Source organism: Sneathiella sp. (assembly GCF_041689005.1).
Lineage (GTDB): Bacteria > Pseudomonadota > Alphaproteobacteria > Sneathiellales > Sneathiellaceae > Sneathiella.
This window is the reverse complement of record NZ_JBDNHC010000110.1, coordinates 25,639-52,571: the sequence shown is the minus strand read 5'-3', so window position 1 is coordinate 52,571 and position 26,933 is coordinate 25,639. Positions and strand designations below refer to the sequence as shown.

Annotated in this window: 24 protein-coding genes; 10 read left to right on the top strand and 14 right to left on the bottom strand. The window is 55.4% G+C overall.

Annotated elements, in window-relative coordinates:
* Position 1 precedes the first annotated feature (1 nt).
* The 3 genes from dxs to ACESNI_RS13050 are packed head-to-tail and all read left to right on the top strand — an operon-like array spanning position 2 to position 3,952.
* A complete protein-coding gene (gene dxs, locus ACESNI_RS13060; RefSeq protein ID WP_373087506.1) occupies positions 2-1,936 on the top strand; it encodes a 1-deoxy-D-xylulose-5-phosphate synthase in 1,935 nt (644 codons plus the stop codon).
* 5 nt (positions 1,937-1,941) lie between these two features.
* Positions 1,942-2,694: a TlyA family RNA methyltransferase gene (locus ACESNI_RS13055; protein ID WP_373087504.1), complete on the top strand. Its 753-nt coding sequence runs from the start codon at positions 1,942-1,944 to the stop codon at positions 2,692-2,694.
* Positions 2,684-3,952 (top strand): class I SAM-dependent RNA methyltransferase, encoded by a 1,269-nt coding sequence (locus ACESNI_RS13050; protein ID WP_373087502.1) that lies wholly within the window; start codon positions 2,684-2,686, stop codon positions 3,950-3,952. The genes ACESNI_RS13055 and ACESNI_RS13050 overlap by 11 nt, the downstream gene beginning before the upstream one ends.
* A 6-nt stretch (positions 3,953-3,958) precedes the next feature.
* On the opposite strand, the gene ACESNI_RS13045 is transcribed toward ACESNI_RS13050, so the two are convergent.
* Positions 3,959-5,248, bottom strand: a complete 1,290-nt coding sequence (locus tag ACESNI_RS13045) for a hypothetical protein (RefSeq protein ID WP_373087500.1) — start codon at positions 5,246-5,248, stop codon at positions 3,959-3,961.
* 223 nt (positions 5,249-5,471) lie between these two features.
* Between ACESNI_RS13045 and ACESNI_RS13040 the strand changes: the two genes are divergently transcribed.
* Entirely contained in the window at positions 5,472-5,711 is a 240-nt protein-coding gene (locus ACESNI_RS13040) for a sulfurtransferase TusA family protein (RefSeq protein ID WP_373087497.1), read from the top strand.
* 2 nt (positions 5,712-5,713) lie between these two features.
* Here ACESNI_RS13040 and ACESNI_RS13035 read toward each other — a convergent pair whose 3' ends face one another.
* The 4 genes from ACESNI_RS13035 to ACESNI_RS13020 form a co-directional block, all read right to left on the bottom strand.
* Positions 5,714-6,901, bottom strand: a complete 1,188-nt coding sequence (locus tag ACESNI_RS13035; RefSeq protein ID WP_373087495.1) for a mechanosensitive ion channel family protein — start codon at positions 6,899-6,901, stop codon at positions 5,714-5,716.
* A 99-nt stretch (positions 6,902-7,000) separates the two neighbouring features.
* On the bottom strand, positions 7,001-8,041 hold the full coding sequence (locus ACESNI_RS13030; RefSeq protein WP_373087493.1) for a low specificity L-threonine aldolase: 1,041 nt from the start codon (positions 8,039-8,041) through the stop codon (positions 7,001-7,003).
* A gap of 18 nt (positions 8,042-8,059) precedes the next feature.
* Positions 8,060-8,488: a Mov34/MPN/PAD-1 family protein gene (locus tag ACESNI_RS13025; protein ID WP_373087491.1), complete on the bottom strand. Its 429-nt coding sequence runs from the start codon at positions 8,486-8,488 to the stop codon at positions 8,060-8,062.
* Positions 8,488-8,868, bottom strand: a complete 381-nt coding sequence (locus ACESNI_RS13020; protein ID WP_373087489.1) for a hypothetical protein — start codon at positions 8,866-8,868, stop codon at positions 8,488-8,490. The genes ACESNI_RS13025 and ACESNI_RS13020 overlap by 1 nt, the downstream gene beginning before the upstream one ends.
* Before the next feature lie 41 nt (positions 8,869-8,909).
* Here ACESNI_RS13020 and ACESNI_RS13015 point away from each other — a divergent pair, with 41 nt between their 5' ends.
* From ACESNI_RS13015 to ACESNI_RS13005, 3 genes are all read left to right on the top strand, one after another.
* Positions 8,910-9,881, top strand: coding sequence for an RluA family pseudouridine synthase (locus ACESNI_RS13015; protein ID WP_373087487.1), 972 nt, complete (start codon positions 8,910-8,912; stop codon positions 9,879-9,881).
* A gap of 117 nt (positions 9,882-9,998) precedes the next feature.
* A complete protein-coding gene (rpoH, locus tag ACESNI_RS13010; protein WP_373087485.1) occupies positions 9,999-10,877 on the top strand; it encodes an RNA polymerase sigma factor RpoH in 879 nt (292 codons plus the stop codon).
* 161 nt (positions 10,878-11,038) lie between these two features.
* Complete coding sequence (locus ACESNI_RS13005; protein ID WP_373087483.1) at positions 11,039-11,923, top strand: GyrI-like domain-containing protein; 885 nt, start codon at positions 11,039-11,041, stop codon at positions 11,921-11,923.
* 155 nt (positions 11,924-12,078) lie between these two features.
* Here ACESNI_RS13005 and ACESNI_RS13000 read toward each other — a convergent pair whose 3' ends face one another.
* The 6 genes from ACESNI_RS13000 to ACESNI_RS12975 form a co-directional block, all read right to left on the bottom strand.
* Positions 12,079-12,573, bottom strand: a complete 495-nt coding sequence (locus tag ACESNI_RS13000; protein ID WP_373087481.1) for a hypothetical protein — start codon at positions 12,571-12,573, stop codon at positions 12,079-12,081.
* A gap of 4 nt (positions 12,574-12,577) precedes the next feature.
* Positions 12,578-14,626: a hypothetical protein gene (locus ACESNI_RS12995; protein WP_373087479.1), complete on the bottom strand. Its 2,049-nt coding sequence runs from the start codon at positions 14,624-14,626 to the stop codon at positions 12,578-12,580.
* Between the two features lie 98 nt (positions 14,627-14,724).
* A complete protein-coding gene (locus tag ACESNI_RS12990; RefSeq protein WP_373087477.1) occupies positions 14,725-16,023 on the bottom strand; it encodes an adenylosuccinate synthase in 1,299 nt (432 codons plus the stop codon).
* Between the two features lie 29 nt (positions 16,024-16,052).
* Complete coding sequence (locus ACESNI_RS12985; RefSeq protein WP_373087474.1) at positions 16,053-17,192, bottom strand: ATP phosphoribosyltransferase regulatory subunit; 1,140 nt, start codon at positions 17,190-17,192, stop codon at positions 16,053-16,055.
* Between the two features lie 119 nt (positions 17,193-17,311).
* Positions 17,312-18,889 carry a phosphoglycerate dehydrogenase gene (gene serA / locus ACESNI_RS12980; protein ID WP_373087472.1) on the bottom strand — a complete coding sequence of 526 codons (1,578 nt, stop codon included), beginning with the start codon at positions 18,887-18,889 and terminating at the stop codon, positions 17,312-17,314.
* A 17-nt stretch (positions 18,890-18,906) separates the two neighbouring features.
* Positions 18,907-20,082 carry a phosphoserine transaminase gene (locus ACESNI_RS12975; RefSeq protein WP_373087470.1) on the bottom strand — a complete coding sequence of 392 codons (1,176 nt, stop codon included), beginning with the start codon at positions 20,080-20,082 and terminating at the stop codon, positions 18,907-18,909.
* Between the two features lie 246 nt (positions 20,083-20,328).
* Between ACESNI_RS12975 and ACESNI_RS12970 the strand changes: the two genes are divergently transcribed.
* Genes ACESNI_RS12970 through ACESNI_RS12960 form a run of 3 tightly spaced genes read left to right on the top strand, consistent with a single transcriptional unit; the run spans position 20,329 to position 23,635 of the window.
* Complete coding sequence (locus tag ACESNI_RS12970) at positions 20,329-21,462, top strand: aminotransferase class V-fold PLP-dependent enzyme (RefSeq protein ID WP_373087468.1); 1,134 nt, start codon at positions 20,329-20,331, stop codon at positions 21,460-21,462.
* A gap of 11 nt (positions 21,463-21,473) precedes the next feature.
* Positions 21,474-22,457, top strand: a complete 984-nt coding sequence (locus ACESNI_RS12965; RefSeq protein ID WP_373087465.1) for an aldo/keto reductase — start codon at positions 21,474-21,476, stop codon at positions 22,455-22,457.
* A gap of 11 nt (positions 22,458-22,468) precedes the next feature.
* Positions 22,469-23,635: an aminotransferase class V-fold PLP-dependent enzyme gene (locus ACESNI_RS12960; protein ID WP_373087463.1), complete on the top strand. Its 1,167-nt coding sequence runs from the start codon at positions 22,469-22,471 to the stop codon at positions 23,633-23,635.
* On the opposite strand, the gene thiD is transcribed toward ACESNI_RS12960, so the two are convergent.
* The 3 genes from thiD to folP all read right to left on the bottom strand — a co-directional run bounded on the left by thiD (position 23,628) and on the right by folP (position 26,925).
* Positions 23,628-24,431 (bottom strand): bifunctional hydroxymethylpyrimidine kinase/phosphomethylpyrimidine kinase, encoded by an 804-nt coding sequence (thiD, locus tag ACESNI_RS12955; RefSeq protein ID WP_373087461.1) that lies wholly within the window; start codon positions 24,429-24,431, stop codon positions 23,628-23,630. The genes ACESNI_RS12960 and thiD overlap by 8 nt on opposite strands.
* A gap of 27 nt (positions 24,432-24,458) precedes the next feature.
* Positions 24,459-25,808 (bottom strand): phosphoglucosamine mutase, encoded by a 1,350-nt coding sequence (gene glmM / locus ACESNI_RS12950; RefSeq protein WP_373087459.1) that lies wholly within the window; start codon positions 25,806-25,808, stop codon positions 24,459-24,461.
* Between the two features lie 61 nt (positions 25,809-25,869).
* A complete protein-coding gene (gene folP, locus ACESNI_RS12945) occupies positions 25,870-26,925 on the bottom strand; it encodes a dihydropteroate synthase (protein ID WP_373087457.1) in 1,056 nt (351 codons plus the stop codon).
* Positions 26,926-26,933 lie beyond the last annotated feature (8 nt).

Here is a 26,933-nt window from a genome sequence, read left to right as displayed (position 1 = left end):
AATGAATAACGTGACAAAAGAACTTCAGACTCCCCTGCTCGATCAGATTAACGAGCCCCGGGATATGCGCGCCCTGTCCATGAGCCAGTTGATCCAGCTGGCCAGTGAGTTACGGGCGGAGACCATTGACGCCGTCTCGGTGACAGGCGGACATCTCGGTGCCGGTCTTGGCGTGGTCGAACTGACAGTTGCCCTCCATCATGTGTTCAACACACCAGAAGACCGTTTGATCTGGGACGTAGGTCATCAATGCTATCCACACAAGATTTTGACCGGCCGCCGAGGCCGTATCCGGACGCTGCGCCAGCCCGGCGGGCTGTCCGGCTTCACCAAGCGCGCGGAAAGCGAATATGATCCGTTCGGGGCTGCCCATTCCTCAACCTCGATTTCCGCAGGCCTCGGGATGGCGGTTGGGCGGGATTTGCTGGGAAAGCATAATAATGTCATTTCCGTCATCGGCGATGGCGCCCTCAGTGCCGGCATGGCCTATGAGGCAATGAATAACGCCGGTGCCATGGATGCGCGCCAGATCGTCATCCTCAATGACAATGACATGTCGATCGCGCCGCCCGTCGGGGCGATGAGCGCCTATCTTTCGCGGCTGCTGTCCGGCAAGCCCTATCGCAGCCTGCGGGAGGTTGCCAAGCAATTTGCCTCCCTGCTGCCCGGCAGGCTGGAGCGCACTGCCCGCCGCGCCGAGGAATTTGCCCGCGGCATGATGACCGGCGGCACCCTGTTTGAGGAACTCGGGTTTTATTATGTTGGACCGATCGACGGGCATAATCTCGAACATCTGATCCCGGTTCTTAAAAATGCACGGGATTCCCGGCACGGCCCGATCCTGATCCATTGCGTCACACAAAAAGGCAAGGGGTACGCCCCCGCCGAGGCGGCAGCCGACAAATATCACGGCGTTTCCAAATTCGACGTGATTACCGGCGCCCAGGCCAAGGCGGCCCCGAACGCCCCCGCCTACACCAAGGTTTTTGCGCAAAGCCTGATCGAGGTGGCGCGCGACGATGACAAGATTGTTGCCGTGACAGCGGCAATGCCGGACGGGACGGGCCTTAACCTGTTTGCACAGGAATTCCCGGGCCGCTGCTTCGATGTCGGCATCGCCGAGCAGCATGCGGTGACGTTTGCCGCCGGTATGGCCACGGAGGGGTTAAAACCCTTCGTCACGATCTATTCCACTTTTTTACAACGCGCCTATGATCAGGTTGTGCATGATGTGGCGATCCAGAACCTACCGGTCCGCTTTGCCCTTGATCGCGCCGGTCTGGTCGGGGCCGACGGGCCGACCCATGCCGGGTCCTTTGATATTACCTATCTTGCGACACTTCCGAATATGATGGTAATGGCCCCGGCAGATGAAGCCGAGCTTAAACATATGGTGGCAACGGCCGCGGCCTATGACGCCGGGCCCTGTGCCTTCCGCTATCCACGCGGCGAAGGCGTCGGTGTCGAGATGCCGGAAAAGGGAGAGGTTCTGCCGATTGGTAAAGGCCGTATTCTCTGCGAGGGCGACCGCGTCGCTCTCTTGTCCTTTGGAACGCGCCTTCAGGAAACATTGCTCGCGGCCGAAGAGTTGGAGGCGAAGGGAATTTCCACCACCGTCGCCGATGCCCGTTTCTGCAAACCCCTCGATGAAGACCTCATCCGGACGCTCGCCCAAACCCATGATCTGCTAATCACCATTGAAGAAGGGGCCATCGGTGGTTTCGGCAGCCATGTCCTGCAATTCCTCAGCATGAACGGGCTGCTGGATCACGGGTTGAAGGTACGCCCGCTCTGTATGGCCGATATCTTCATTGACCAGAATAAAATTGACGAAATGTACAATCAGGCCGGCCTCAACCATCAACAAATTGTAAATACCGCAGTGGCAGCACTTGGAAAAGACACAACAGCGCGGCGGAATATCTCCGCCATATAGAGAAAATGGATACTACACTACCCTCACAACGACTCGATCTGGAACTGGTTCGTCGCAAGCTTGTCAAAAGCCGGGCGCGGGCGCAGAGCCTGATTGCTGGCGGACAGGTATCGGTGGGCGGATCGGTGACTATCAAGACAACTCGGCAAGTAACGGCCCTGACCGACATCGAACTCAGCGATCAGACGGATAGCTGGGTCGGTCGCGGTGCCCATAAACTGCTAGCGGCGCTCGATCATTTCGGCATTGATCCGAGGGACCGCATTGCCGCAGATATCGGCGCATCGACCGGTGGCTTTACCCAGGTCTTACTGCGTCGCGGCGCAAAGAAAATATATGCAGTGGATGTTGGTCACAGCCAGATTAATGCGGAAATCGCCAGAGACCCCCGTGTCGTCAATCTTGAAAAAACCAATGCCCGCGACCTGACGGCGGCCCATATTCCCGAACCGCTCGGGATTATTGTCGCCGATGTCAGCTTTATTTCGCTTAAACTGGCCCTTCCCGCCGCGCTCTCTCTCGCGGCAAATGGTGCCGTCCTCATCGCCCTTGTCAAGCCACAGTTCGAGGTCGGCAAGGGAAATGTGGGCAAGGGGGGCATCGTCCGCGACCCTGATCTGGTTGCCACCGTTCCGGTCGATCTGGAAGGCTGGATCAACACCCATTCTGGCTGGCGCTCTCTTGGTATCATCGACAGCCCGATTGAGGGCAGTGACGGCAACCACGAATTCCTACTGGGAGCCTGTTATGATGGTTGATCTGACCATTGACCGGATTGGCGCCAACGGTGATGGCATCGCGGAGAACGCCGGCAAAATCTATTTTGTTCCCTATACCGCCCCTGGAGATAAGATACGGGCGACGGAACAGGAACAACACGGCCGGGGATATATAGCGAAACTCGATGAGCTTCTTGTCGCCGGGCCAGACCGAGCCCACCCCTCGTGCCATCATTTCGGCACCTGTGGCGGCTGCAGTCTTCAGCATCTGATGCCTGCTTATACAGCAACATGGAAACGGCAACGGATCGTGGACTGCCTGTCGCTGGCGGGCATTAATGATATTGAGGTGGGATCGACGGTTAACAGCGACCCTCAAAGCCGACGGCGTGTGGAGTTCATTGCTTCAAAACGTAAAAAAGGAGTGATGATCGGCTTTCACCTTCGCCGCAGCCACCAGATTTTTGACGTTGGCAAATGCCCGCTGATAAACGGGAAGCTAATGGACCTGGTAAATCCGCTCCGTGCAATGCTCCCCCGGGTAATGGCTCGTAACAGTACAGCAAAAATTGCGGCGACCCAGACCGATAATGGCCCCGACGTGCTAATTACAGCAGATTATGATATCGGATTATACGAACGTGAAGCCCTCGCGTTTTTTGCGCGAAAAAATGGGCTATCCCGGATTTCCTGGCAACATCAGGGGGGGGATCTGCCGGAAGTCATTACCGCTTGCCAGCCGTCGCATGTCCGGATTGGTGATATTTCCGTCGCGCTCTCCCCCGGCGGATTTCTGCAAGCTACGGAAGCCGGAGAACTGGCCCTTGTCAATCGGGCGATTGCGGCCCTTCACGGTGCGACCCATATCGTGGACCTGTTTGCTGGCTGCGGCAGTTTTACCTTTCCACTCGTTCATCGTGCAAAGGTTCATGCCGTTGAAGCCGATAAATCCCTGATTACGGCACTGCAGTCTGCCGCCAACAAGAATATGCTTCCTGTCACCTCGGAGGAGCGGGACTTGTTTCGGCGCCCGTTGCGGGCCGCTGAACTTGCCGCGTTCGATGGCCTGCTCTTCGATCCGCCGCGCGCCGGGGCAAAGGCACAGGCGGAGGAGATTGCCAAAAGCGATATCCCGACGGTTGTCGCAGTTTCCTGCAATCCAATAAGTTTTGCGCGGGACGTGGGTATTTTGCTGGCCGGGGGATATGACCTTATTTCCGTTCTTCCCGTTGACCAGTTTCTATGGTCCCCGCATATCGAGATGGTGGCGGTTCTGGAACGACCTAAAACGGCCTAAAACAGACTAGCGCGGCAGGGAAAAAGGTTTGGAGGGGGTGTCATGGACAGCCCCGAAAATAGGTCCGCTGACATAATCGACACCCATCGTAAAGGCGGCACGGGCGAGAGCGTCATGATCGATTGACCGCCAGATACATTTCAGTCCGTGCTTTTTGGTACGGTGGAACAAGGCCTCAATATGTGACAGCTCAAGGCTTTCATGCCCGGCAAGTGTGATGGCGCGAACGGGAAGATCGCGGATCGCCTCAAAATCATTCCAGTTCGGACTGACCTCGAACGTAAAGCCTAGAACAAGCAGGCGAAGCGACGTGAAGATCTGGCGATAGCGGCTGTTTGGCACACCGGGAGCGATATCCTGAACATTCAGGACGATATGATGCCCGGTATAGGGTGGCAGGGCCGCGAGGATACGGGCGTATTTACCGCGGCAGAATGCATTTGCCAGGGTCTCGAAGTGAACCGAGAGAAAAATTATCGGTTTATTACCGACACCGCCAAGATTTTTCAGGAATTTGCCGGTTTCGCGTAAAACCAGAAAATCCATCTCCGCCCGCAGTCGCGAGGAGCCGTTGAACACGGGATCACCCTCGCCAAGGGTCGTGCCCTCCCCGTCCAACTCGCATGAGCTCACCGCTTCGTTCATGGCGACAAAGCCCTTGCGACGATTGATAAGCGGGCGAAACTTCACATTGATTTCGGGCTTTCTTTCGCGAAACTCCCGTGCTTCCTTATCCTGCGACTTGACAATGGCCTGACGAAAACAGGCAACGAGATCCTCAAGCGACCGTATCCGGTCAAGACCGTCAAAATCCTCGATCTCCAGCATTGCCGCCTCGACTGAAATCAGTTCGCCGCCCGGAAGTTCCCCGAACAGCTTATTGACGAGGTCTGCCGCAATTGACCTGGATTTTTCTAGGGCTTCCTCGCGCGTTACATCGGCAAACAGAAGCGCAAAATGGCCATCGTCGAGGGGAACAAAGATATCATGACGGCCGAGTTTGCGGCTTAGAAATGCATCAGCAATCGTCATCACGTCTTTGCGGATGCGGCCCCATTGCTCCGAATATTGCGCCCGCACCTCTTCCAGACCGATGATCTGGATACTGCCGGTGATCAAGTTTTCCAGCGCCTCTTCAAAGGTCTTGCCGTAGGGTTTCAGGAAGTTGGTCGCCTCCCCAATCTCGTAATGCGCGACAATGCCCGGCTGGGCGGTGGCCTTCGTGCCGGATTGGCGTCTTCCCTGATTAAAATAGCCGGGATTGATTGCCCCTGTCTGTTCGGTCTGCTTTGGCATTGACTCCTGATTCCAGAAAATATGAGCCGTTATAAAATGTACATGACTGTGACCATCGGCCCCTATAGTGATAGAATAGAGTGTATAAAGCGTTAATTTCCAAGCATATCCAGTTGGGAAACCGATGGCATTGGAGATTCAAAACAGCAGTTGCGCCCTTCTCTGCCTATCGGTAAATTGGCAGAAATTACGTCTGTATCCTGATGCGCCCACAGAGAGAGAAATGGCCCGAACCGATCACCTGTTAGATACCTCCGGCCTCAATTGCCCGCTCCCGGTGCTGAAGGCGAGAAAAGCCATGAAGGGCCTTGCCAATGGCGAGCGACTTACCGTGATCGCGACCGATCCCGCCTCCAGTATCGACTTCCGGCATTTCTGTCATGTCGCGGGCCATCTGCTTGAAAAGCAAACGGAAAAAGACGGCGTCCTTGAGTTTGTCATCCGCAAGTCGGCACCGGCATAAGGCTACCGCCCTTCGTCCCCTATGGGGGTGCTGCCTTGTGCGGTATGGCCCTGCTTGAAATCCGGGGGTGGTTCATAAGGATCTGGCGTCTCTGCCCCTTCGCCCGGATAAACGGAAAGGGAAGGGAAAGCGAACCCCGTCCCGGCATTTTCGACAATCCGTTTTATGGCATAGGCGAAATCCTGCTTGATATCGAGCCAGTCGCCCCAGACCGTTGTTTTCGTGAAACAATAGATCATGATATCAATACTGCTCTGATTGAAGCTGTCGGTAACGACAAACATTGTCGCGTCTTCGGGCTGTACGAAATCTTCATTGCCAATCAAGTAATCCTTGATCTCTCCAGTTATGGTCTGCAATTGGGCGACGGTCGTTGAATATTCGACGCCAATTTTCCAGAAAATCCGGCGATGGGTCATTTCGGAAAAATTAGTCACCGCCTTATCGGCGAAAGTGGCGTTCGGAACGATTGTCGGGGCCTTATCGAAGCGACGGATCATTGTCGAGCGAAACCCGATTTTTTCCACCGTTCCTTCAACAATGTCATCTACCTTGACCCAGTCCCCCGCCTTGAACCGTTTCTCGGCGAGGATCAGGAACCCACTGATCAGGTTCTTGAACAGGTCCTGCGCGCCGAGCGCCACCGCAACGCCGACGATCCCGAGACCGGCGATAATCGGTCCGACCTGGATGCCCCAGAGTTCAAGAACTGTCGCAGCCCCGAGACCGGCGACAATGCCTTTCATGATCTTGACGAGAAACCGGACCATTTCGACGGAGAATAATTCCTCCAGCCTGCCCAGAAAATAGGTCAGCGGATCGATGGCACAATAGAGGGCCCAGAACAGATTAAAAACAATGAGCGAGCGGATAATCCTGCCGCTGGCAATGGCGATATTTCCTTCCTGCTCGAACCCCGGGATTTCGAGAGCGAAGTAAATGCCGAGAACAACCGGGATAAACCGGATCGGGCACTTCAGGGCGAGAATGACCTGATCGTCAATCTGGCTTTTTGATCTCTGTGCGAGTTTGACCACGCGATTTACTACGAACCTCGTAAAAACTCCGCGGATGAGCAGTGCAAAGGCAAGGATCAGAAGCGCCGTAATGATTGAGCTGAAATCGATGCCCATATAACCCGTATGCCAGACCTCCCTGACGATGTTCCAGAAATCCTGAATATTTTGCAAAAGTCCATTATCCCCAATTTTCCGCGCGTGCCCCCTCAATAACGACTGCGGACGTGTAAATCAAACCTTGCCGGAAATTTATTGAAAATCAGACATGTTTCAGCGCAAAACGGCCATCAGTTTCTCAATGTCATCCGCGGTCGTATTCCAGGAGGCAACGAGCCGGATTTCCCTGTTTTCAGCGGGGCCGCTCGGATAATAAAGAACGTCCGATGCCGCCAGACGAACGAGCACATGCGCCGGCAACCGGGCAAAAACAATATTTGCCTCAACTGGATAGACAAGCTCGGCATCTGCGATATTGAAAATCTCCCCGGCCAGGCCAGAGGCCATTTCATTCGCATGGGTGGCTGTCTTCAACCACCGGTCATTGGTGAGATAGGCATTGAGCTGCGCTGACAGATAGCGCATCTTTGAAAAGAGATGGCCGCCCCGCTTGCGGCGGAATTCAAATTCCCTGGCCTTTTCCATATCAAAGAAAACAACCGCCTCCGCCGCCATCGCGCCGTTCTTGGTGGCGCCAAAGGAGAGAACATCGACCCCTGCCCGCCAGGTCATATCAGCGGGAGTACAGTCGAGGGCGGCCGCGGCATTGGCGAAACGCGCACCATCCATATGCAGGCCGAGGCCATGGCGTTTTGCGATCTCACTGATGGCACCGATCTCGCCCGGGGAATAAAGTGTCCCGCATTCTGTGGCCTGGGTTACGCTAATGGCACTCGGCTGGGCATGATGGACCACCCCGGCCCCGGCCTGCGACAAAGCGCGCGACAAGGTATCTGCGGACAGTTTTCCTTCATCCCCCGCCAGCAGGGCAAGTTTTCCGCCGCCCGAATAGAATTCCGGCGCGCCGCATTCGTCCTGCTCGATATGAGCAAGCTGGTGACAATAAACGGCCCCATAAGGGGGCAACATAATGCTGAGACCAAGGACATTGGCGGCAGTGCCCGTGGCAACGGGAAAGGCCATCAAATCGCATTCGAAAATGCTTTTAAGCTTTTCCTCGACCTCGCCCGTTAGCGGATCATTCCCGTAGCCGAGCGCCGACCCCATGTTCGCATCGCCAAGGGCGGCGAGGATTTCCGGTGTCACCGGCGCTGCGTTGTCACTGGCAAAGTTAATTTTCGTCGCTTGAGTCATAACGGGACCTCGCCTTTATCAATCGTTTATTATGGTCAGGGGAATGGGATCAAAACCGGGTTCAGCGTTTGGCAAAAATGCCCGCGTATCAACAGTCTTTCCGTTAGAGATGCCTGCAATGAGCCAGATCATTTCAGGCTCGCGAACCTCTCGGGCATCAGTGGCGGACGGGACAGGCGCCCCGTCAGGATGGGAATGGAAAAGGCCAATTATGGCATCCTCGCCCTCCTGAAGCTCCATTTCAAGCCTGATCCGAAGGCTGGGGTCAATTTCAAAAGACTGGCATTTATCAGCGGCAATATTTTCTGAAAACGCTATTCGCGTTACTTTACAGCAATGGCGAGGTCGATGACGGCCAATAAGCAAGGCACAGGCCTCCTCTGGCCAAAGTGCCTCCGCATGGTCGAGAAGCCGATCAAGCGCCTCTCTGCCAATGACCAATGCCATTATTTTCCGTCTTTATCCAGATTGAGAGTTCCCAGAACCGATCCGTCTGACAAACTGATAACCAGAATCCGCTGTGTCATTCCGTCGGCACCAAGGATTAGGAACAGCCGGTCATTCGAAGCAGAAAGATCGATAATCTCCATATCCGCCGGGATCGAAACTTTTATATCACCAAGCTCGGCGAGATGCGTCTCCGTGGTTGCGGGTTCCGCAAGCGGTCTCGACGTTTCAGATGTGGTAGTATCGGTTGCTGTCAGGCGCTGAAATATGGTAACGCCTATGACGACCACAAAAAGAACGATCAACGCGCCAAGAACTCCGACGATCCATTTCAGGACGGCGTGATTTGGTTCCGATTGCGGCTCCCTGTTTTCTGTCATCTGTCTGCCTGTTTATAAAATAATTTCTCTGGTTCATTGGTATGCCATCTCTCAAGGGTTCACATCAAGTTGAAGTTTCAGACGACGCCGTTGGAGGCCGCCTTGACCGGTTGCTTGCCGACGCCCTCGACGCCCTGTCACGAAGCCGGATCAAGGCCTTGATAAAGGCAGGAATGGTTCAACTTGACGGACAGGCAATGAAGGACCCGGCTCGCACCGTCCGCCTCGGGGAGGTTTTTGAGATCATCATTCCGGACGCGACGGAGCCGGACCCCGAGCCTGAGGATATCCCCCTCGATATCGTTTTTGAAGATGCCCACCTGATCGTCATCAACAAATCGGCGGGAATGGTGGTGCATCCGGCGGCGGGCAACTGGTCTGGGACGCTGGTCAATGCCCTTCTTTTTCATTGTCGGGATAGCCTGTCCGGTATTGGTGGCGTCAAACGCCCCGGCATCGTCCACCGGATCGATAAGGATACCAGCGGCCTGATGGTGGCAGCAAAAACCGATGCGGCCCATCAGGGCCTCGCCGCGCTGTTCGAGGCCCATGACATAGAACGGCGCTATCGCGCGGTCGTATGGGGCCGGGTCTATCCAAAAACGGGCGTGATTGAGGAGAATATCGGGCGCGACCCGCATAACCGAAAACGCATGACGACGGTGAGCGGCGGTGGCAAAACCGCCTCAACTTCATATGAGCTTGAGGAAAATTTCAACGACGTCGCCAGTCTCGTCCGTTGCGACCTCAAAACCGGTCGCACTCACCAGATCCGGGTTCATATGGCCCATATCGGCCATCCGCTAGTTGGTGACCCCGTCTATACCCGTTCCAAGCCTCGCCGCACCCAGACACTGTCAGAAGAACGACAAAAAATTATTCAGGATTTCCGGCGGCAGGCCCTGCATGCGCAAACCCTCGGCTTTGTGCATCCTGTCACAGACAAACCCTTGAATTTTGCGGTAGAATTCCCATCTGATATGAAGAGACTGGTTGCTGCATTCAGGGGGTAGGAATGCTCCGGAAAGGCAGTCTGGTCTCGGATTATACAGGAATTGTATAGATGGGCTTGTTCCCTGTGCGTCGAGACGGCGGAGAACAGGTGCCGATTTAAAGAGAGGGTTACAGTCATGACTATTGCTTCCGTACCTGTCTTGACGCCAGAAGGCGGGCTTTCCCGTTATCTTCAGGAAATTCGGAAATTTCCGATGCTGGAGCCGGGAGAGGAATACATGCTGGCAAAAGCCTGGCGCGATCATGAAGATACCGATGCCGCCCATAAAATGGTGACCAGCCATTTGCGTTTGGTTGCCAAGATTGCCATGGGATACCGGGGCTATGGACTGCCGGTCGCCGAACTGATTTCGGAAGGCAACGTCGGCATGATGCAGGCTGTGAAAAGATTTGAGCCGGAAAAAGGCTTCCGCCTGTCGACTTATGCCATGTGGTGGATCCGGGCCGCTATTCAGGAATATATCCTGCGGACTTGGTCACTCGTGAAAATGGGGACGACCGCCGCCCAGAAAAAGCTGTTCTTTAACCTGCGTAAAATCAAGGGCCAGATTGAGGCCATTGACGAAGGTGACATGACGTCGGAACAGGTGAAGACGATTTCCACCAAGCTCAGCGTCTCGGAGGAGGAGGTCATTAATATGAACCGCCGCCTCACCGCCCCTGACCATAGTCTGAACGCGCCTATGCGGGCAGACAGCGAGGGCGAATGGATGGACTGGCTGGAAGATGATACGCCGGACCAAGAAACCGTGTTTGCGGAAAATCAGGAACTCAAGAGCCGCCGGGCCATGCTGGTCAAGGCTATGGATTGCCTCAATGATCGCGAACGGCATATCCTCACTGAAAGACGGTTACGTGATGAGCCGCAAACGCTGGAAGATCTTAGCCAGCACTACAGCATCAGCCGGGAACGTGTTCGTCAGATTGAGGTCCGCGCCTTCGAAAAACTGCAACGAGCGATGAAATCGAAGGTCATGGAGGAACGTCTGGCCTAGGCTCCATCACAGGTTTACAATTTAAAGGGCGCTGTAAAGACTACAGCGCCCCTTATTATTTCAGCCCCGGATGGACATCACAACCCGTTGGCAAAAAAGCACGATCCGTCAGGTCTTTCCTTGAAACGCTGGGTATGGTCTCATGTGTCAAGGAGGTTCAGATGTCTATCAACGATGCAAGTCCATATTCTGCCCGAATGCAGAGGGTTCTCAACTATATTGACGACCATCTTGAAGATGATTTGAATGGGGATGTTCTGGCAAATGTTGCCGCATTCTCAAAATTCCATTTCCAGCGACAATTTTCTGCTCTCTTCGGAATCACTATTCATCGCTATATCCAGCTCATGCGGTTTAAACGCGCCGCTTTCAGGCTGGCGTTTCGAAAAGACAGGTCCGTTTTTGAAATAGCATTGGACAGCGGATACGAAGGGCCGGAGGCATTTACCCGGTCATTTCGGAAACACCAAAACCAAAGCCCGAGTGCTTTTCGGAAAGACCCGCAATGGAATCCTTGGCATGTAGCTTACGCCCCTGTTAATCAAATAAGGAACAATTACATGTCCCCCAACTTTACCACGGAAGACGTAAAAATCATCGAGTTTCCTGCAACATCCGTTGCCGTCAAATCCCATCATGGCGATCCGGCTCTTGTTGGCGATACCATTCGTCAATTTATCGAATGGCGACGAGAGGCGGGACTTCCGCCAAAGAAAAGTGCCACCTTCAATATTTTTCATAGCGACCCCGATGAAACGCCGCCGGATGAATATCAACTGGATATTTGCGCGGCGACCAGCCGCCCGATCGATAGCAACAGTAAGGGCGTCGTGTCAGGGGAAATTCCCGCTGGACGCTGCGCCAAGGTTAGAATGACCGGATCGAGCGACAATCTCCGCCCTGCAATCTCGTATCTTTACCGGGAATGGCTCCCTGCAAGCGGTCATGAACTGCGGGACTTCCCGATATTCGTGCAACGCGTCACCTTTTTTCCTGACGTGCCCGATCAAGAAGCCGTGACAGATATCTTTCTGCCGCTCCTATAAACCAGCCCATTCAACTAACCTTGCGGGGCGGAAGTATTTAACGGGAAAAGCCGCCAACTGAGAGCGTGTGAACGGCCGGCATCGGAGCGAGTGTTTGCAACACTTTCTCCGATGGATCGCCGTAAAGGGTAAAGCTCGTGGGCGTTAAGCAAGGATCACTCCGCCGGTGTCGATTGATCCCTGATATCGGCAGCAAACTGCCCCCCCCATTCCTCGATCAATTTCTGTCGTTGCCGGTAAAGCTTGCCGACCGTCGATTTCGCCTGCAATTCATAGAGGGAGAAAACACAAACCGGGACGGCCCAGGTCAGAAAGACCGCGATCCCGGCGCCGCCGAACATTGACAGCCACATATAGACGTCAGACAGCAGCGCGAAGGCATGCGCGAATGTCTGGCCCCGCTCCCACAGAATTCCGATGACCGGAATAACACCGGCCAGGTTAAACGCCATCAGAGCGGCAAGATTGCCACCCGCCCCGTTGCCGTTCAACAGCACGGCGACAATACTGGGGATCATTCCCGACAGCAAGATAAGCATGGTTGGGGGCATCAACACCAGCCCAAAGGCTATGAAGATCATTATCCAGAAAGCTGGCTTCCCCTGTCCGATATGGGGCGTTCCGCCTTGCTGTACTGGTTTCTTTGCCATCGTCTTATCCGATAAAATAAAGGGAGGAAACCATCATACTGGTCGCCAGTGACGCGATGGCAAGAACGGCAGTAATCCAGCTTCCGTATCTTGCCGCTGCCATTTTACGCTCTTCCACCGCATGCTCGAGATGGGCAGCGGTCTTCTCCGTCATAGCTGCCATCGTCAGCGCCTGTGAATATTCCTTTTCATCCGCCTTTAACTGCCGCTGAATATCCGTCGCCGATAAAATATTTTCAAGACTCCCGCTTTTCTTTGCAATTTCAAAGCGTTGCTCGATGATTTCACGCCGCAACCGGGAGCGGATTTTTCCGAACACCGGCCGGAGAACCGCTTCCGCCCATAAGCAGAGCCCGGGAAGAGGAGCTGGGTGATACATATTTTGCAAGGCTGAAAAGAGCGCCAACCGTGCGACCGCCTCGGTAACGCTTTCGGGCTCGGCGCTGCCGATTTGGATTAAAATCTTTCCCACACCTCGGGATTTAGCCGCAATAAATGCTGCTGAATGGCGATCAAACGGATTATCACTTCCGCCCGACGAAAGAAGCTTTTTTTCTATGATATCAATAAATTGTCGCATGTTCCTGACGTTGCTTCCAAGCGTTATCGAGCTTAGACAGGCAACATCAGGGTTTAATTCGTACAGGCAGCGCTCAAGCCCGAAACCCGGATCGGACTTGCTTTTCATATGTTCGAAACAATGGGACGCATCGGCATAGGAGATCCATCCGCGCCGCTTCTTTATCGGTCCAACACTGTCATTTATAACGACGCTCAATAAAAGACCGCTTTCAAGAAGCTCAGCGATAGCGCTTTTGATTGACGCCATATCCATCTGGATTGCATTGACGAGCAGGTTTCCTAACCCGCTACGGGCAAAGCTAACATCGCGAAACCAAAACACTCCGCGCGGATCCAACAGGCTGCAGGCGCGGGCCACAGCTGTCATCTCATTCCGCCGATGTCCGGGGGCGGCACCGGTCTGGGATAGCGCGATATCGGAAATTTCATCCGCTGTTTCAGCGTCATGAAGCGCGTTCCGCGTCCAGGTGGAAAGCTTATCGCTTTCCAGGAGCTGGTAAGCATTTCCCGGCTTTTTTTTCATGGCATGAGCAAGGAGACGGGGAGATAGAAATTCTTTCTCGTCAAAAATAATACTTCCCGTAGCGATGCGGTCCCCCGGCCCCTGCTTTGGTGGATCGTTGACCACCTCGCGCCAATGGGCCAGCATCGTCACATCCCAACGCCGGTACGGATTGTCCTGAAGCGCGCCGCGGAGCAATTCCGCGACGCGGCTTGACAATGCAAGCCCCTCCGTCAGCAAAGTGTAACTGCCACGCTCGAGTTTTTGAACATAAAGATCTTCATCGCTGAGATCGGCCCGGGGCAACACACCCCCCAGGAGATGGACAATGAGCACGCCGAGTGCATAGATATCATGCCCGGGCAGGCCATCGCCCCGGCCAAAGACATGGGCACTTGCACTTTCCAGCGGCTCATAAACAGCGGGCTGAACCGATCCACCCGGTGCCGTGACTCCCTCGCCGAGAAGGACTCCTCGCCGGGACTCATCAGTATAAAATAGGTTATCAGCACGAATTCCGCGATGAGGAATTTCTCCGGGATGCAGGATCAAAAGCGTTTCCGTAATCGACGGCAGGATTTTTTCCAGCACCTGCTTTTCCGAAAGAGGGTTTTCTGCATCCGGGACAACCCGCGCGCCCTTGGGCCTGTCGAATACAAAAGTGTCGCGGATATCCGCCGGACCGAAAGTAACGGGACCCCGGGCGCGCAGGTCGATCATGCCGGGGATCGTTCGGGATTCCATCACCGCGAGCAGCGATTTCCGGTGTACATTATAAGGATTGGCGACAATCGCGAACAGATCGGCATCCGAGTTACGAATATCCGTGACCTTGAAGGCCTGGTTCATTCCGGTATCGAACGTGTTGAGGCGCGCGGAAAGATCCACGCGAAAGCGCCCATTCAGGAGACCTTCGGACTTATCCGGGTTCGCATCCTCTCTCAAAATCGTTTCTTCAGTAACTGTCATCCGTGATCCGTTTTGGTCATTCCTCCAGCTTGAAAGACCAATATCGCAATTTCACGTTAAAATGACGTTAAACTTCAAGGTGCTGCGCGGCCGCTCAGTTAATCCTCAAACGGATCCCGCACCAAAATGGTATCTTCGCGCTCCGGGCTGGTTGACAACAGGGCCACGGGGGCCTCGATCAGTTCCTCGACATGGCGAATATATTTGACCGCCTCAGCCGGAAGGTCGGCCCAGCTGCGGGCGCCAAACGTACTTTCGCTCCATCCATCCATAGTTTCATAAATGGGGGTCACCGCCGCCTGATCCACCATGTTGGAAGGGAAATAGTCAATCCGTTTGCCGCGTAGATCATAGCCAACGCAGATTTTAAGGTTGTCCATCCCGTCCAGCACATCGAGCTTGGTCAAGGCAATGCCCGTAATACCGCCAGTTTTCACGGCCTGCCGCACCATCACCGCATCGAACCAGCCACAGCGTCGCTTGCGCCCGGTAACAACACCAAATTCGCGCCCGCGTTCGCCAAGTCCTGCCCCGACCTCGTCAAACAGCTCCGTCGGAAATGGCCCCTCGCCGACCCGTGTTGTATAGGCCTTCGTGATGCCGAGAACATAATTGACGGACCCCGGCCCGACACCGCTGCCGACAGCTGCCTGCCCCGCGAGGGTGTTGGAGGCCGTCACGAACGGATAGGTGCCATGGTCGTTATCCAGCATCGCCCCTTGCGCGCCCTCAAACAGGACCCGCTTGCGATTTTTCTTCGCCTCATCAAGTCGGCGCCAGACAATATCTGAAAATTCAAGTACTTGCGGAGCAATATCAATAAGTTGAGCGAGCAGCTTCTTGCCATCCACAAGTGGCGCATCCATGCCCTTGCGAAGCGCATTATGATGGTCAAGCAAGGTGGCAATTTTCCGTGCAAGCAGGTCCTGATCGGTCAGATCACAAACCCGGATTGCGCGCCGCGCCACCTTGTCCTCATAGGCCGGGCCAATGCCGCGTCGTGTAGTGCCGATCTTGACCGCAGAATTGGAACTGGCGTCCTCGCGCAGAGCATCAAGCTCCCCATGCAGCGGCAGGATCAGGGTCGCATTTTCCGCAATTTTCAGCGTATTGCGATCGACCGTCACGCCTTGCGCCCGCACGGTCTCGATTTCCTTCACTAATGCCCAGGGATCAACGACCACCCCATTGCCAATCACCGAGATTTTGCCGCCCCGCACGACGCCGGACGGGAGCAGGCTCAGCTTGTAGACTTTGCCGTCAACGACAAGAGTATGGCCCGCGTTATGGCCACCCTGAAAGCGAACCACAACATCGGCCCGCTCAGAAAGCCAGTCAACAATCTTGCCCTTGCCTTCGTCACCCCACTGGGAGCCAACAACTGCCACGTTCGCCATAATTCTCTGTCCTTAATGTCATCTATAACTCAGGGGAGTTTTTCTACACCGTCCTCGGCGAGCAGATGGCCACATTGCAGCCGCTTCGCTTCCGCTTTGATGTTTTTCTCGGGTGCCAACCCGGCAACCGTTTTCCAGCCTTTGTTGCGCAAGTCGAAGCCTGTTTCGCGCGCAGTTCCGAAAGGAAGATACAGCCGATCATCCATGGTTTTGCGCGGAACAGCCCGCATCAAGCTATCGAGAAACAGGGTAAAGCCGGACGCCGGTTCCCCATCCATCAACAGATAGCGTCCACCGCGCCCGAGTTCGCCGCGTACCCCTTGCGCAAAAACGGTGAAACTTAAACCCGTCTGGTACTCAAACCCACGATATTCGCCAGGATCAATCGTCAGTCTCAGGTTCGGGGAAGCCTCGGCGAGTTCTCTCACGACCTGTTTCAGCGCCTCAATCTGGGCCGCGGCTTTTCTTGGCAAGGATATTGCGTCAAGGGCGGCAATTGCCTGTTTGGCCGGTCCCGACGCCTTCAGGAGCGCAATCAGGATCGTCGATAACGGCGCTGCATATCCAGTAAGCGCCGCCGCGTCCTTGTGATCGAGGGCTTCGCGAGCGGAGCGTGCCGTCTCCTCATCTATATTCAATTCATTACAAATGGTTGGAACAAGTATTGGAAGTGTCAGGTCAATTGAATAAGTGCCGATTTCCAGCGCACCCAAAGCCTCCGCCGCGAGCAGGACTAACTCCGCATCGGCCGCTGTATTCGCACCACCGATTAATTCCACCCCGGCCTGCGCGAACTGCCGTTCCGGTCGCAGTTGTGTGCCGTGCACCCGCAGGACCTGCCCCGTATAAGAAAGACGGAGCGGACGTGGATCCTGCTTCATCCGGGTGGTCGCGACGCGGGCAATCTGCAGGGTGATATCCGTCCTGATTCCCATCATCCGATGGGAAACAGGATCCATCACCCGAAACATTTTCGACGCCATTGCGGCGCCGGATCCTTCAAGCAGATGTTCTTCAAATTCGATTAAGGGAGGTTTTACCTGCAGATAGCCATTGGCCGCGAATACCTGCATCAAGGTGCGGTTAATCAGCGCTTCCCGGGCCGCGGCCGGTGGGAGCATGTCTGCCAAACCAGCTGGCAACAGGCCTTTTTCGGAATAGTCATTCATTACGTGGGCCTATAAAGCATATTTCGGTCGCGCCGCCAACAGGAACAGCAAAAAAGCGGTACTTTTTAAGTACCGCTTTTTCTTGGTCGCGCAAAGGTGAGAGATTTGCTAGAATAATCCTAGAAATTCAGCGGTTTAACTTGGGCCACATGTGGCAGTTCCCGAACGGCATTCAGGGTTGCCGTGGATAATTCCGAATCTATCTCGATCAGGGCAATGGCCTGGCCAATCTTTTTGTCACGGCCGAGGTGGAAGGTCGCAATGTTGACGTTCGACTCACCAAGAATAGATCCCAGCGCCCCGATAAATCCCGGCTTGTCCTCATTAGTCACATAGAGCATATGCGGGCCCAATTCGGCCTCCATATTGATGCCCTTGATGCTAACGATACGCGGCCGATTATCGCCGAACAAGGTGCCCGCAATATCACGGGTCTGGTGCTCTGTTGTAATCGAGAGACGGATCAGGGTCTGGTAATCCTCTTCGCGATCATTGAAGCTCTCTGTCACGTCGATGCCCCGCTCCTTGGCGACAAGCGGGGCGTTGACCATATTGATGGTATCGAGCAAGGGGCTCAGAAGTTCTTGCAGAATGATCGAGGTCAGCGGCTTGGTGTTTAGTGCGGCGGCATTGCCTTCATAGTCAATCCGCACGCTCTTTATGCCACTTTCTGTTACCTGGCCCGCGAAACTGCCAAGCTGTGTCGCAAGCGCCATGTAGGGCTTCAGTTTTGGAGCTTCCTCCGCCGAAACCGACGGCATGTTGAGCGCGTTGGTCACCGACCCCAGCAATAGATAATCAGACATCTGTTCAGCAACCTGGATCGCGACATTAACCTGTGCTTCATCAGTGGAGGCGCCAAGATGCGGCGTCGTCACGACATTTTCCATCCCGAACAGGATATTCTCCGTTGCCGGTTCCACGGCGTACACATCGAGCGCCGCACCGGCGACATGTCCCGATTCCAGCGCCGCCTTCAGGTCTTCCTCGACCACAAGGCCGCCGCGCGCGCAATTGACGATGCGCACGCCCTTTTTCATCTTGGCAATATTTTTCGCGTTGATGATGTTGCGCGTGCTGTCCGTGATCGGGGTGTGCAGCGATATATAATCAGCGCGGGCGAACAGCTCGTCCAGCTCCAGCTTCTCGACACCGATTTCCAGTGCCCGCTCAGGGGACAGGAACGGATCATAGGCAACAACCTTCATCTTGAGACCGATCCCACGGTCGGCAACGATCGAACCGATATTACCACAGCCGATAACACCGAGAATCTTGCCGTAAAGCTCGACCCCCATGAATTTCGATTTCTCCCATTTTCCGGCCTGCGTCGACTGGTTCGCCGCCGGGATATGGCGGGAGAGGGAAAACATCATGGCGATGGCATGTTCGGCGGTGGTGATCGCATTGCCAAAGGGCGTGTTCATTACACAGATACCAGCCGCCGTTGCCGACGGGATATCTACATTATCAACCCCGATACCGGCACGGCCGATGACTTTCAGGTTGGTGGCTTCGGCGATGATTTCCGCCGTCGCCTTGGTGGCCGAGCGAACGGCAAGGCCGTCATACTCGCCAATGCAGGCTTTCAGCTCTTCCACCGTCATGCCGGGTTTTTCATCAACTTCAACGCCCCGCTCCCGGAAAATTTCCGCAGCGCGAGGGCTCATCTTGTCAGAGATAAGGACTTTAACCATTTTTCTGTTCCTTGGATTTAGGAAATAATTTTATAAGTGGATTTAACCTCGGCATAGCCCCAGTCGAGCCAGGGCATCAGCGCCTCAAGATCGGAGGTCTCGACGGTTGCGCCTGCCCAGATCCGAAGACCCGCAGGAGCATCCCGGTAGGAGCCGATATCGAGCGCGGCTCCCTCATCGGCCAAAATCGTTGCCAGACGTTTCGCCGCCTTGGCCTGATCCTCCGCCGATAAATCCGCAAACCATTTATCTGTAATTTTCAGACAAACAGACGTGGTGCTGCGGATCGCCGGATCGTCGGCAAGGAAGGCAGCCCAGTCGGACTTGGCAACCCAGTCTTCGATGACCTTGAAATTGCTATCGGTGCGCGAGACCAGGCCAGAACCTCCGCCAACGCTCTCGGCCCAGTCAAGGGCATCAAGGGCATCCTCAACCGCGAGCATCGAGGGCGTATTGATGGTTTCACCCTTGAATATCCCGTCGATCAGCTTGCCGCCCTTGGTCATGCGAAAAATCTTCGGGAGCGGCCAGGATGGCGTGTAATTTTCGAGCCGCTCAACGGCGCGCGGGCTCAATACCAGCATTCCATGGGCCGCCTCCCCGCCCAGCACTTTCTGCCAGGACCAGGTCACAACATCGAGTTTATCCCACGGCAGGTCCATGGCGAACGCGGCCGAGGTCGCATCGCAGATGGCCAGCCCCTCGCGGCTATCGGAAATCCAGTCGCCGTTCGGCACCCGAACGCCGGAGGTGGTCCCGTTCCAGGTGAAGACGATATCGCGCGCCCAGTCAACGGCGGTAAGATCGGGGATATCCCCATAATTGGCAGTGACCACCTCGGCATCGGTCAATTTTAGCTGCTTGACGACATCTGTCGCCCAGCCGGAGCCAAAGCTTTCCCAAGCGAGCATCGTCACGGGACGCGCGCCCAGCATTGACCAGAGCGCCATTTCAACGGCGCCGGTGTCCGAGCCCGGTACGATCCCGATTTTATAGTCGTCGGGAATGCCTAAAATAACCCGCTGCTTATCGATCACGGCTTTAAGTTTGGCCTTGCCCGGAGCGGAACGATGAGACCGGCCGAGGCAGGCATTTTCAAGATTTTTGAGGGACCATCCGGGGCGCTTGGCGCAAGGGCCGGATGAAAACAAAGGAGAGTCAGGGCGACTCGTAGGACGCATTTCTTCTGTCATATTAACTAAACCTTCCAGTCTAGAGCACCCCGGTGGGGGGATGTGGCCCGCCGTCCATAGACAAAATTTGAAGGGCGCTGTCAACGGGAATTTTTGCACTGCGGCATTTTGTCAGACTCTTCCGGTTCCGCATCGAGCCGTGGCGTAAATGCGTGGGCTATTGTCGCAGAGACAATAAAGAACTGGCCAAACAGGGCTTTGAGCGTAAAAATGTGAAAAACCTTCTCCTATCCGAGGTCCCTGCTCATGATCCCCTGCCAGCGCTCCCTGTTCGATATCCCTGATCATATTGCCTATTTCAATTGCGCCTATATGTCGCCGCAGTTGAAATCGGGCCAGGCGGCGGGATATGCGGGAGTTGATCGTAAGTCCGCCCCCTGGACCGTCACTCCGAATGATTTTTTTGCCGAATCGGAGCAGGCGCGGGCGTTGTTTGCGACGTTGGTCAACGCAGGTCCGGATGATATCGCAATTATCTCCAGCGCGTCCTACGGCCTCGCCGTGGCGGCCCGGAATATCGCGGTCGAGAACGGCCAGAAAATCCTCGTGCTCGCCGAGCAGTTTCCCTCCAACTATTTCTGCTGGACAGAGCTAGCAAAACGAACCGGCGCGACGGTGGTTGTAATCGAGACCCCGGCCGATCATGACTGGACGGCCGCCCTCCTCGCCGCGATTGATGATCAGGTCGCCGTCGCCGCCCTTCCTCATAACCATTGGACGAACGGCGCGTTGCTTGACCTTGAGGCAATTGGGCAGAAGCTCCGAGAGCATGGGGCAAAACTGGTTCTCGACGTCACGCAATCAATCGGCGCGATGCCCATCGATGTCGCACGCGTGAAGCCCGATTTTCTTGTTGCCGCCTGCTACAAATGGATGCTGGGGCCCTATAGCCTCGGCTTCATGTATGTCGCCCCGGAGTTCCAGGACGGGGAGCCGCTCGAATATAACTGGATCGCGCGGGCGGGATCGGAGAATTTTGCCGGTCTTGTTGACTATTCGGAGAATTACCAGCCCGGCGCCTGCCGCTTCGACATGGGGGAGCGGGCAAATTTCACCCTGATGCCCATGGCGATTGCCGCGCTTGAGCAGCTTCTGGGCTGGAAAGTACCGGAGATTCAGAAAACTCTCGCCGCGCGCACGGCGGACATTGCCCAAAAATGCGAGAAACTGGGTTTCAAATCGCTGCCGCTATCTCTCAGGGCCGGCCATTTTCTGGGCCTGCGGCATGAGAAAGGTCTGCCGGGTGATCTTCTGGATCGGCTGCTGGCCGAGGATATCTATATTTCCGTCCGCGGCACCTCGCTCCGGATCACGCCTCACCTCTTTAATAATGATGCCGATGTCGATAAACTGATCGCGGCGCTTTCACGACAGCTCTAGCGGAGAGAATAATGAACTTCAAGAAACTTGGAAATTCCGGCCTGAAAGTCAGCGAGCTTTGCCTCGGCACCATGACCTATGGCGACCCCAACTGGCGAGACTGGGTATTGCCCGAGGACGAGAGCCGCCCCTTCTTCAAGCGCGCCGTCGAATGCGGTATCAATTTCTTTGATACCGCCGATATGTATTCGCTGGGCGTGTCCGAGGAAATCGTCGGCCGGGCCTTGAAGGAGTTCACGCGGCGTGACGAAACCGTCATCGCCACCAAGGTCTTTAATCCGATGACCGAGCATCCATTGAGCCAGGGCCTGTCCCGCAAGCATATTTTGCAGGCCATCGACGATTCACTTCGTCGTCTCGGGACCGATTATGTCGATCTTTACCAAATTCACCGCTGGGACTATGAAACCCCTATCGAGGAGACACTGGAAGCCCTGAACGATGTCGTCCGCTCGGGTAAGGCTCGCTATATCGGCGCGTCCTCCATGTATGCCTGGCAATTCATGAAATCCCTGGCGATCTCCGAGAAGAACGGTTGGGCAAAATTCATTTCCATGCAGAATGTCTATAATCTTGTTTACCGCGAGGAAGAGCGCGAAATGCTCCCGCTCTGTGAGGATCAGGGCATCGGCGTTATTCCCTGGTCGCCACTTGCCCGCGGTTTCCTTGCGGGTAACAAGGAAAAAGATAGCGAAGGCGATACTACCCGTTCGCGGAGTGACCAGATGATAAAGAGAATGCGGATCGGTCAGGATGCGGATTATGCGGTGCTCGACGTGGTGAAGGAAATTGCCGCGGCGCGCGGTGTGACACCGGCCCAGATCGCCCTTGCCTGGGTGCATCACCGCCCCGCGATCACCGCCCCGATCATTGGCGCGAGCAAGATGTACCAATTGGAGGAAGCTATTGCGTCGCTCGATATTTCCCTCGATATGGACGAACTTGCCCGGCTGAAGGATGTCTATGTTCCCCGCGCCGTCGCCGGACACCGCTGAGGGGGGACTGAATGACTCTCGATATCGACAAACTCAGACGCGATACGCCGGGGGTTAAGAACCGTATCCACCTCAATAATGCGGGGGCGGCGCTGATGCCCCTCCCCGTCTATGAGGCGGTGAAGGAGCATCTCGATCTGGAACTCGCCATTGGCGGCTATGAGGCGCATGCTCGCGCCAGACCGGCTTTCGAGCGGACCTATGATGCTATTGCCAAGTTGATTAACTGCGACCGCACTGAAATAGCGTTGGCGGAGAATGCCACCGACGGCTGGCAGATGGCCTTTTATGGCATGCCCTTCAAGCCCGGCGACCGCATCCTGACGGCAGAGGCGGAATATGCCGCCAATGTCATAGGCTATCTGCAAATGGCGAAGCGCACTGGCGTCAAAATTGATTTCGTACCGAGTGATGCGAGCGGACAAATGGATGTTGCCGCGCTGGAACAGATGATCGATGAACGGGTGAAGCTTATCTCGATCACCCATATTCCGACCAATGGCGGCCTGATCAATCCGGCGGCGGAAATCGGTAAAGTCGCGCGCCGTCATGACATTCCCTATCTGCTGGATGCCTGTCAAGCCGTTGGTCAGGTCCCCGTGGATGTCGCGGCAATCGGCTGCGATATGCTCTCGGCAACCGGGCGGAAATATCTTCGGGGGCCGCGCGGCACGGGCTTTCTCTATGTGCGCCAGGGTTTCATGGATAAGCTGGAGCCGCCCTTCCTTGATATGCATAGCGCGAAATGGACATCACTCACTGATTACAAAATGCGCGACGATGCCCGCCGCTTCGAAAACTGGGAATTCAATGCGGCCGCCGTTATCGGTCTTGGCGTCGCCGTGGATTATCTCAATGCCCTTGGCATCAAGGAGACTTCTCACCGGCTTCGCGGGCTTGCCAAAACGGCGCGAGAGAAATTGTCGAAAATCCGCGGCCTTACCGTGCAGGATATCGGCGCAGAGCAGGGTGGGATCGTCACCTTCACCCATGATGAAAAGCCGGCGGAAGAGATCAAGAAACTATTGAGCGAAACTACCATCAATGTGTCGGTATCGTCGGCCTCCAGCACGCTTTATGATTTTCAGAAACGGGATATAGATGATCTGGTAAGGGCTTCGTTTCATTACTATAATACTGAAGATGAAATAGAAGCGCTGATTACGGCACTCAGCTGAAACGGGTAACCGTATGCCCATGGTTGAGCGGACCATGCCCGGCGCCGATTTCCGGTGCCTGTGTGATGGCAACCTCAATATAGCGAAGGGCGCGGGCGACCGCCTCCTTCATCGGCAGGCCTTGTGCGATGCCCGTTGCAATTGCCGACGATAACGTACATCCGGTACCGTGGGTATGGCGGGTCTCAATGCGAGGATGCGAGAAAGTGTGCACCCCCTCGGGAGAGACGAGTAAATCTACAATCATCTCACCTTTCCCATGACCACCCTTCATGAGAACGGCAATCGGACCTGCATCCAGCAACAACCGCCCAGCCTTTTCCATATCGGAAAGCTTTTCAATCTTCATCCCGGTCAGTTGCTCGGCCTCCGGAATATTCGGGGTGAGCAAATGGGTATGAGAGCCAATCAAACGTGCTTTGATTGCGGTTCCGGCGTCCTCTGCAAGCAAGGCCGCGCCGCCCTTTGCAATCATCACCGGGTCGAGCACGATCGGTGGCAAGTCCGTGGCCGCATCGAAATAATCCGCAATGGCCTCCACCACCTCACGGCGATGGAGCATACCGATCTTGATGGCATCTGCCCCGATGTCCCTCAAGACAACGTCAATCTGTTCGACAACGAAGGCGGCCGAGACAGTTTCAATCGACTGAACACCCAAGGTATTTTGTGCGGTGAGCGCGGTTATGGCCGTCGCCGCATAGCCGCCCAGCGCCGTGACCGTCTTGATATCCGCCTGCACTCCGGCGCCGCCACCGGAATCAGATCCGGCAATGATAAGTACGCGTCCCTTCATGGCATCCCCAAAAATAGTGTTACAGTTTTAGCCAATCGAGGCGGTGACCTCACTTACTATGTTATCCACGATTTCATTGACGAGGCTGTCGTTGGTTCCCTCCCCCATGACACGGATAAGCGGCTCGGTGCCGGACTTCCGGATCAACAGCCGTCCGTCGGCGCCAAGGCGTTTCTCGCCATCCTTAATGGCATTCTGAACAGAAATCGCCGCCAGTGGATCGCCGGACGTGTAGCGGACATTTTTTAGGATTTGCGGGAACGGATCGAAATTGTGGCAAACCTCGCTAACCGGGCGTCCCTTCTCGACGATGACGGACAGGATCTGAAGGGCCGCAATCAGACCGTCGCCGGTCGTGCTGTAATCACTGAGCACAATATGGCCCGATTGCTCGCCGCCGACATTAAAGCCGTTCTCGCGCATATGCTCAACGACATATCGGTCGCCGACACCCGTGCGGACTAGTGACAGACCGTGGCCACCGAGATATTTTTCCAGGCCCATATTCGACATAACGGTCGAGACAATACCGCCGCCGCGAAGCTGGTCCCGCAGTTGCCAGGTGCGGGCGATCAAGGCCATAAGCTGGTCACCGTCAATGAGGCGACCATTTTCGTCGCAAACGAGCAACCGATCTGCATCGCCGTCAAGGGCAATCCCGAGATCAGCCCCCTCGGCGACAACCCGGGCGCACATTGCCTCCGTCGAAGTGGAGCCGCATCCGTCGTTGATGTTGAAGCCATTGGGCTTGTCACCCATGGAAATGACCTCGGCCTCCAGTTCCCAGAGCACCGTGGGCGCGACCCGGTAGGCCGCCCCGTTTGCACAATCGACAACAATCTTCAGACCCTTGAGCAATTGCTTGCGCGGAAAACTGCCTTTGGCAAATTCAATATAACGCCCGCCAGCATCATCAAGCCGTTGCGCCCGCCCGAGCAACCGGGGCTCGGCCAGGGCTATGTTGCTGTCATCGATAATGTCAGCCTCGATGCTTTTCTCAACCTCATCGGAAAGTTTGTAACCGTCCGGCCCGAAAAGCTTGATGCCGTTATCCTCAAAGGAGTTATGGGAGGCAGAGATCATCACGCCCAGATCCGCCCAGAGCGAGCGCGTCAACATGGCAATGGCCGGGGTCGGCAATGGCCCGACCAAAATCACGTCCATGCCAACGGAGGTAAATCCTGCCGTCAGGGCGGGCTCGACCATATAGCCGGACAAGCGCGTATCCTTGCCGATCACCACGCGATGCCGGAAATTGCCGCGCCCGGCAAATTTACGTCCTGCTGCCTTGCCGACTTTCAACGCAATCTCGGCAGTCATCGGCTCCTGATTGGCAGTACCGCGAATGCCGTCGGTTCCAAAATATTTCCGTGTCATACCTAATTTCTACCGGTTGAAGCTGTTAAAATCAGCATAGCAGGAAACCCTTAAAACATGTCTAAAAAGAGGCGGTTTTAATGGAATGCCAGATTTGCACTGCCTGACAGGTTTCGGCAACGTCGTGAACCCGTAAAATATGCACACCCGCCTCTGCGCCGTGAAGGGCAACCGCGATCGATCCGGCGATACGGTCTGCTGCCACCGGTACTCCGGTCAGCTTGCCGATAAAGCCCTTGCGTGAGGCGCCGAGCAGGACATCGCATCCAAGGGCATGGAAATAAGGCAGGCCCTTTATCAGCGCGAGATTATGCTCGACGGTTTTGCCAAACCCGATTCCGGGGTCAACAATTATCCGGTTCCGGGGTATCCCCGCCGCCTCGCAGGCCGCAATGCGCGCACCAAGATAATCGATTACATCGAAAACGACATGGTCATAGTCTGGATTGTCCTGCATTATTTTCGGATCGGCCGCGCTATGCATCAGGCAGACCGGCAGGCCACTCTCCGCCACGAAGGGCAGGCTTTCCGGATCATACTCCAGGGCGCTCACATCATTAATCAGGGTTGCGCCCGCTGCCACCGCTGCCGCCATCAGATCCTTTTTCCGGGTATCGATCGAAATACGAACGCCTAGGTTCCGGCATCCCTCGATTACTGGACTCACCCTTGCCAGTTCAGTATCAAGGGGAACCGCGTCGGATCCCGGACGGGTGCTCTCCCCGCCGATGTCGAGAATAGTGGCTCCGTCGTTCACCATTTGCTGACCATGGCGCAGGGCGGCCGCAGTATCCAAATGGGCCCCTCCGTCGGAAAAGCTGTCCGGCGTCACGTTGAGAATGCCCATGACCTGCGGGCAGAGCGCGGTGTTCCTCCCCGTCGTCACAAAAAGATCAAGGGCCTTGATTTGGTGGGCGACAACAACGGCAAGGTCGCCGCCTTCGTTCTTCGCCCAATCCAGAACGGCGGATTTCCAACTCCGATAGTGAAGAACCTCTCGGGCTGTTTTTCGAAGGCTCACGAAAATCTCATCATCGGAATTGCCCGGCGCGAGATAAACTTTCACCATAGAAGAAAGGCCCCGCAGTAAAGCGGAGCCTTTTTCAAACTCTTGCATAAACCCGC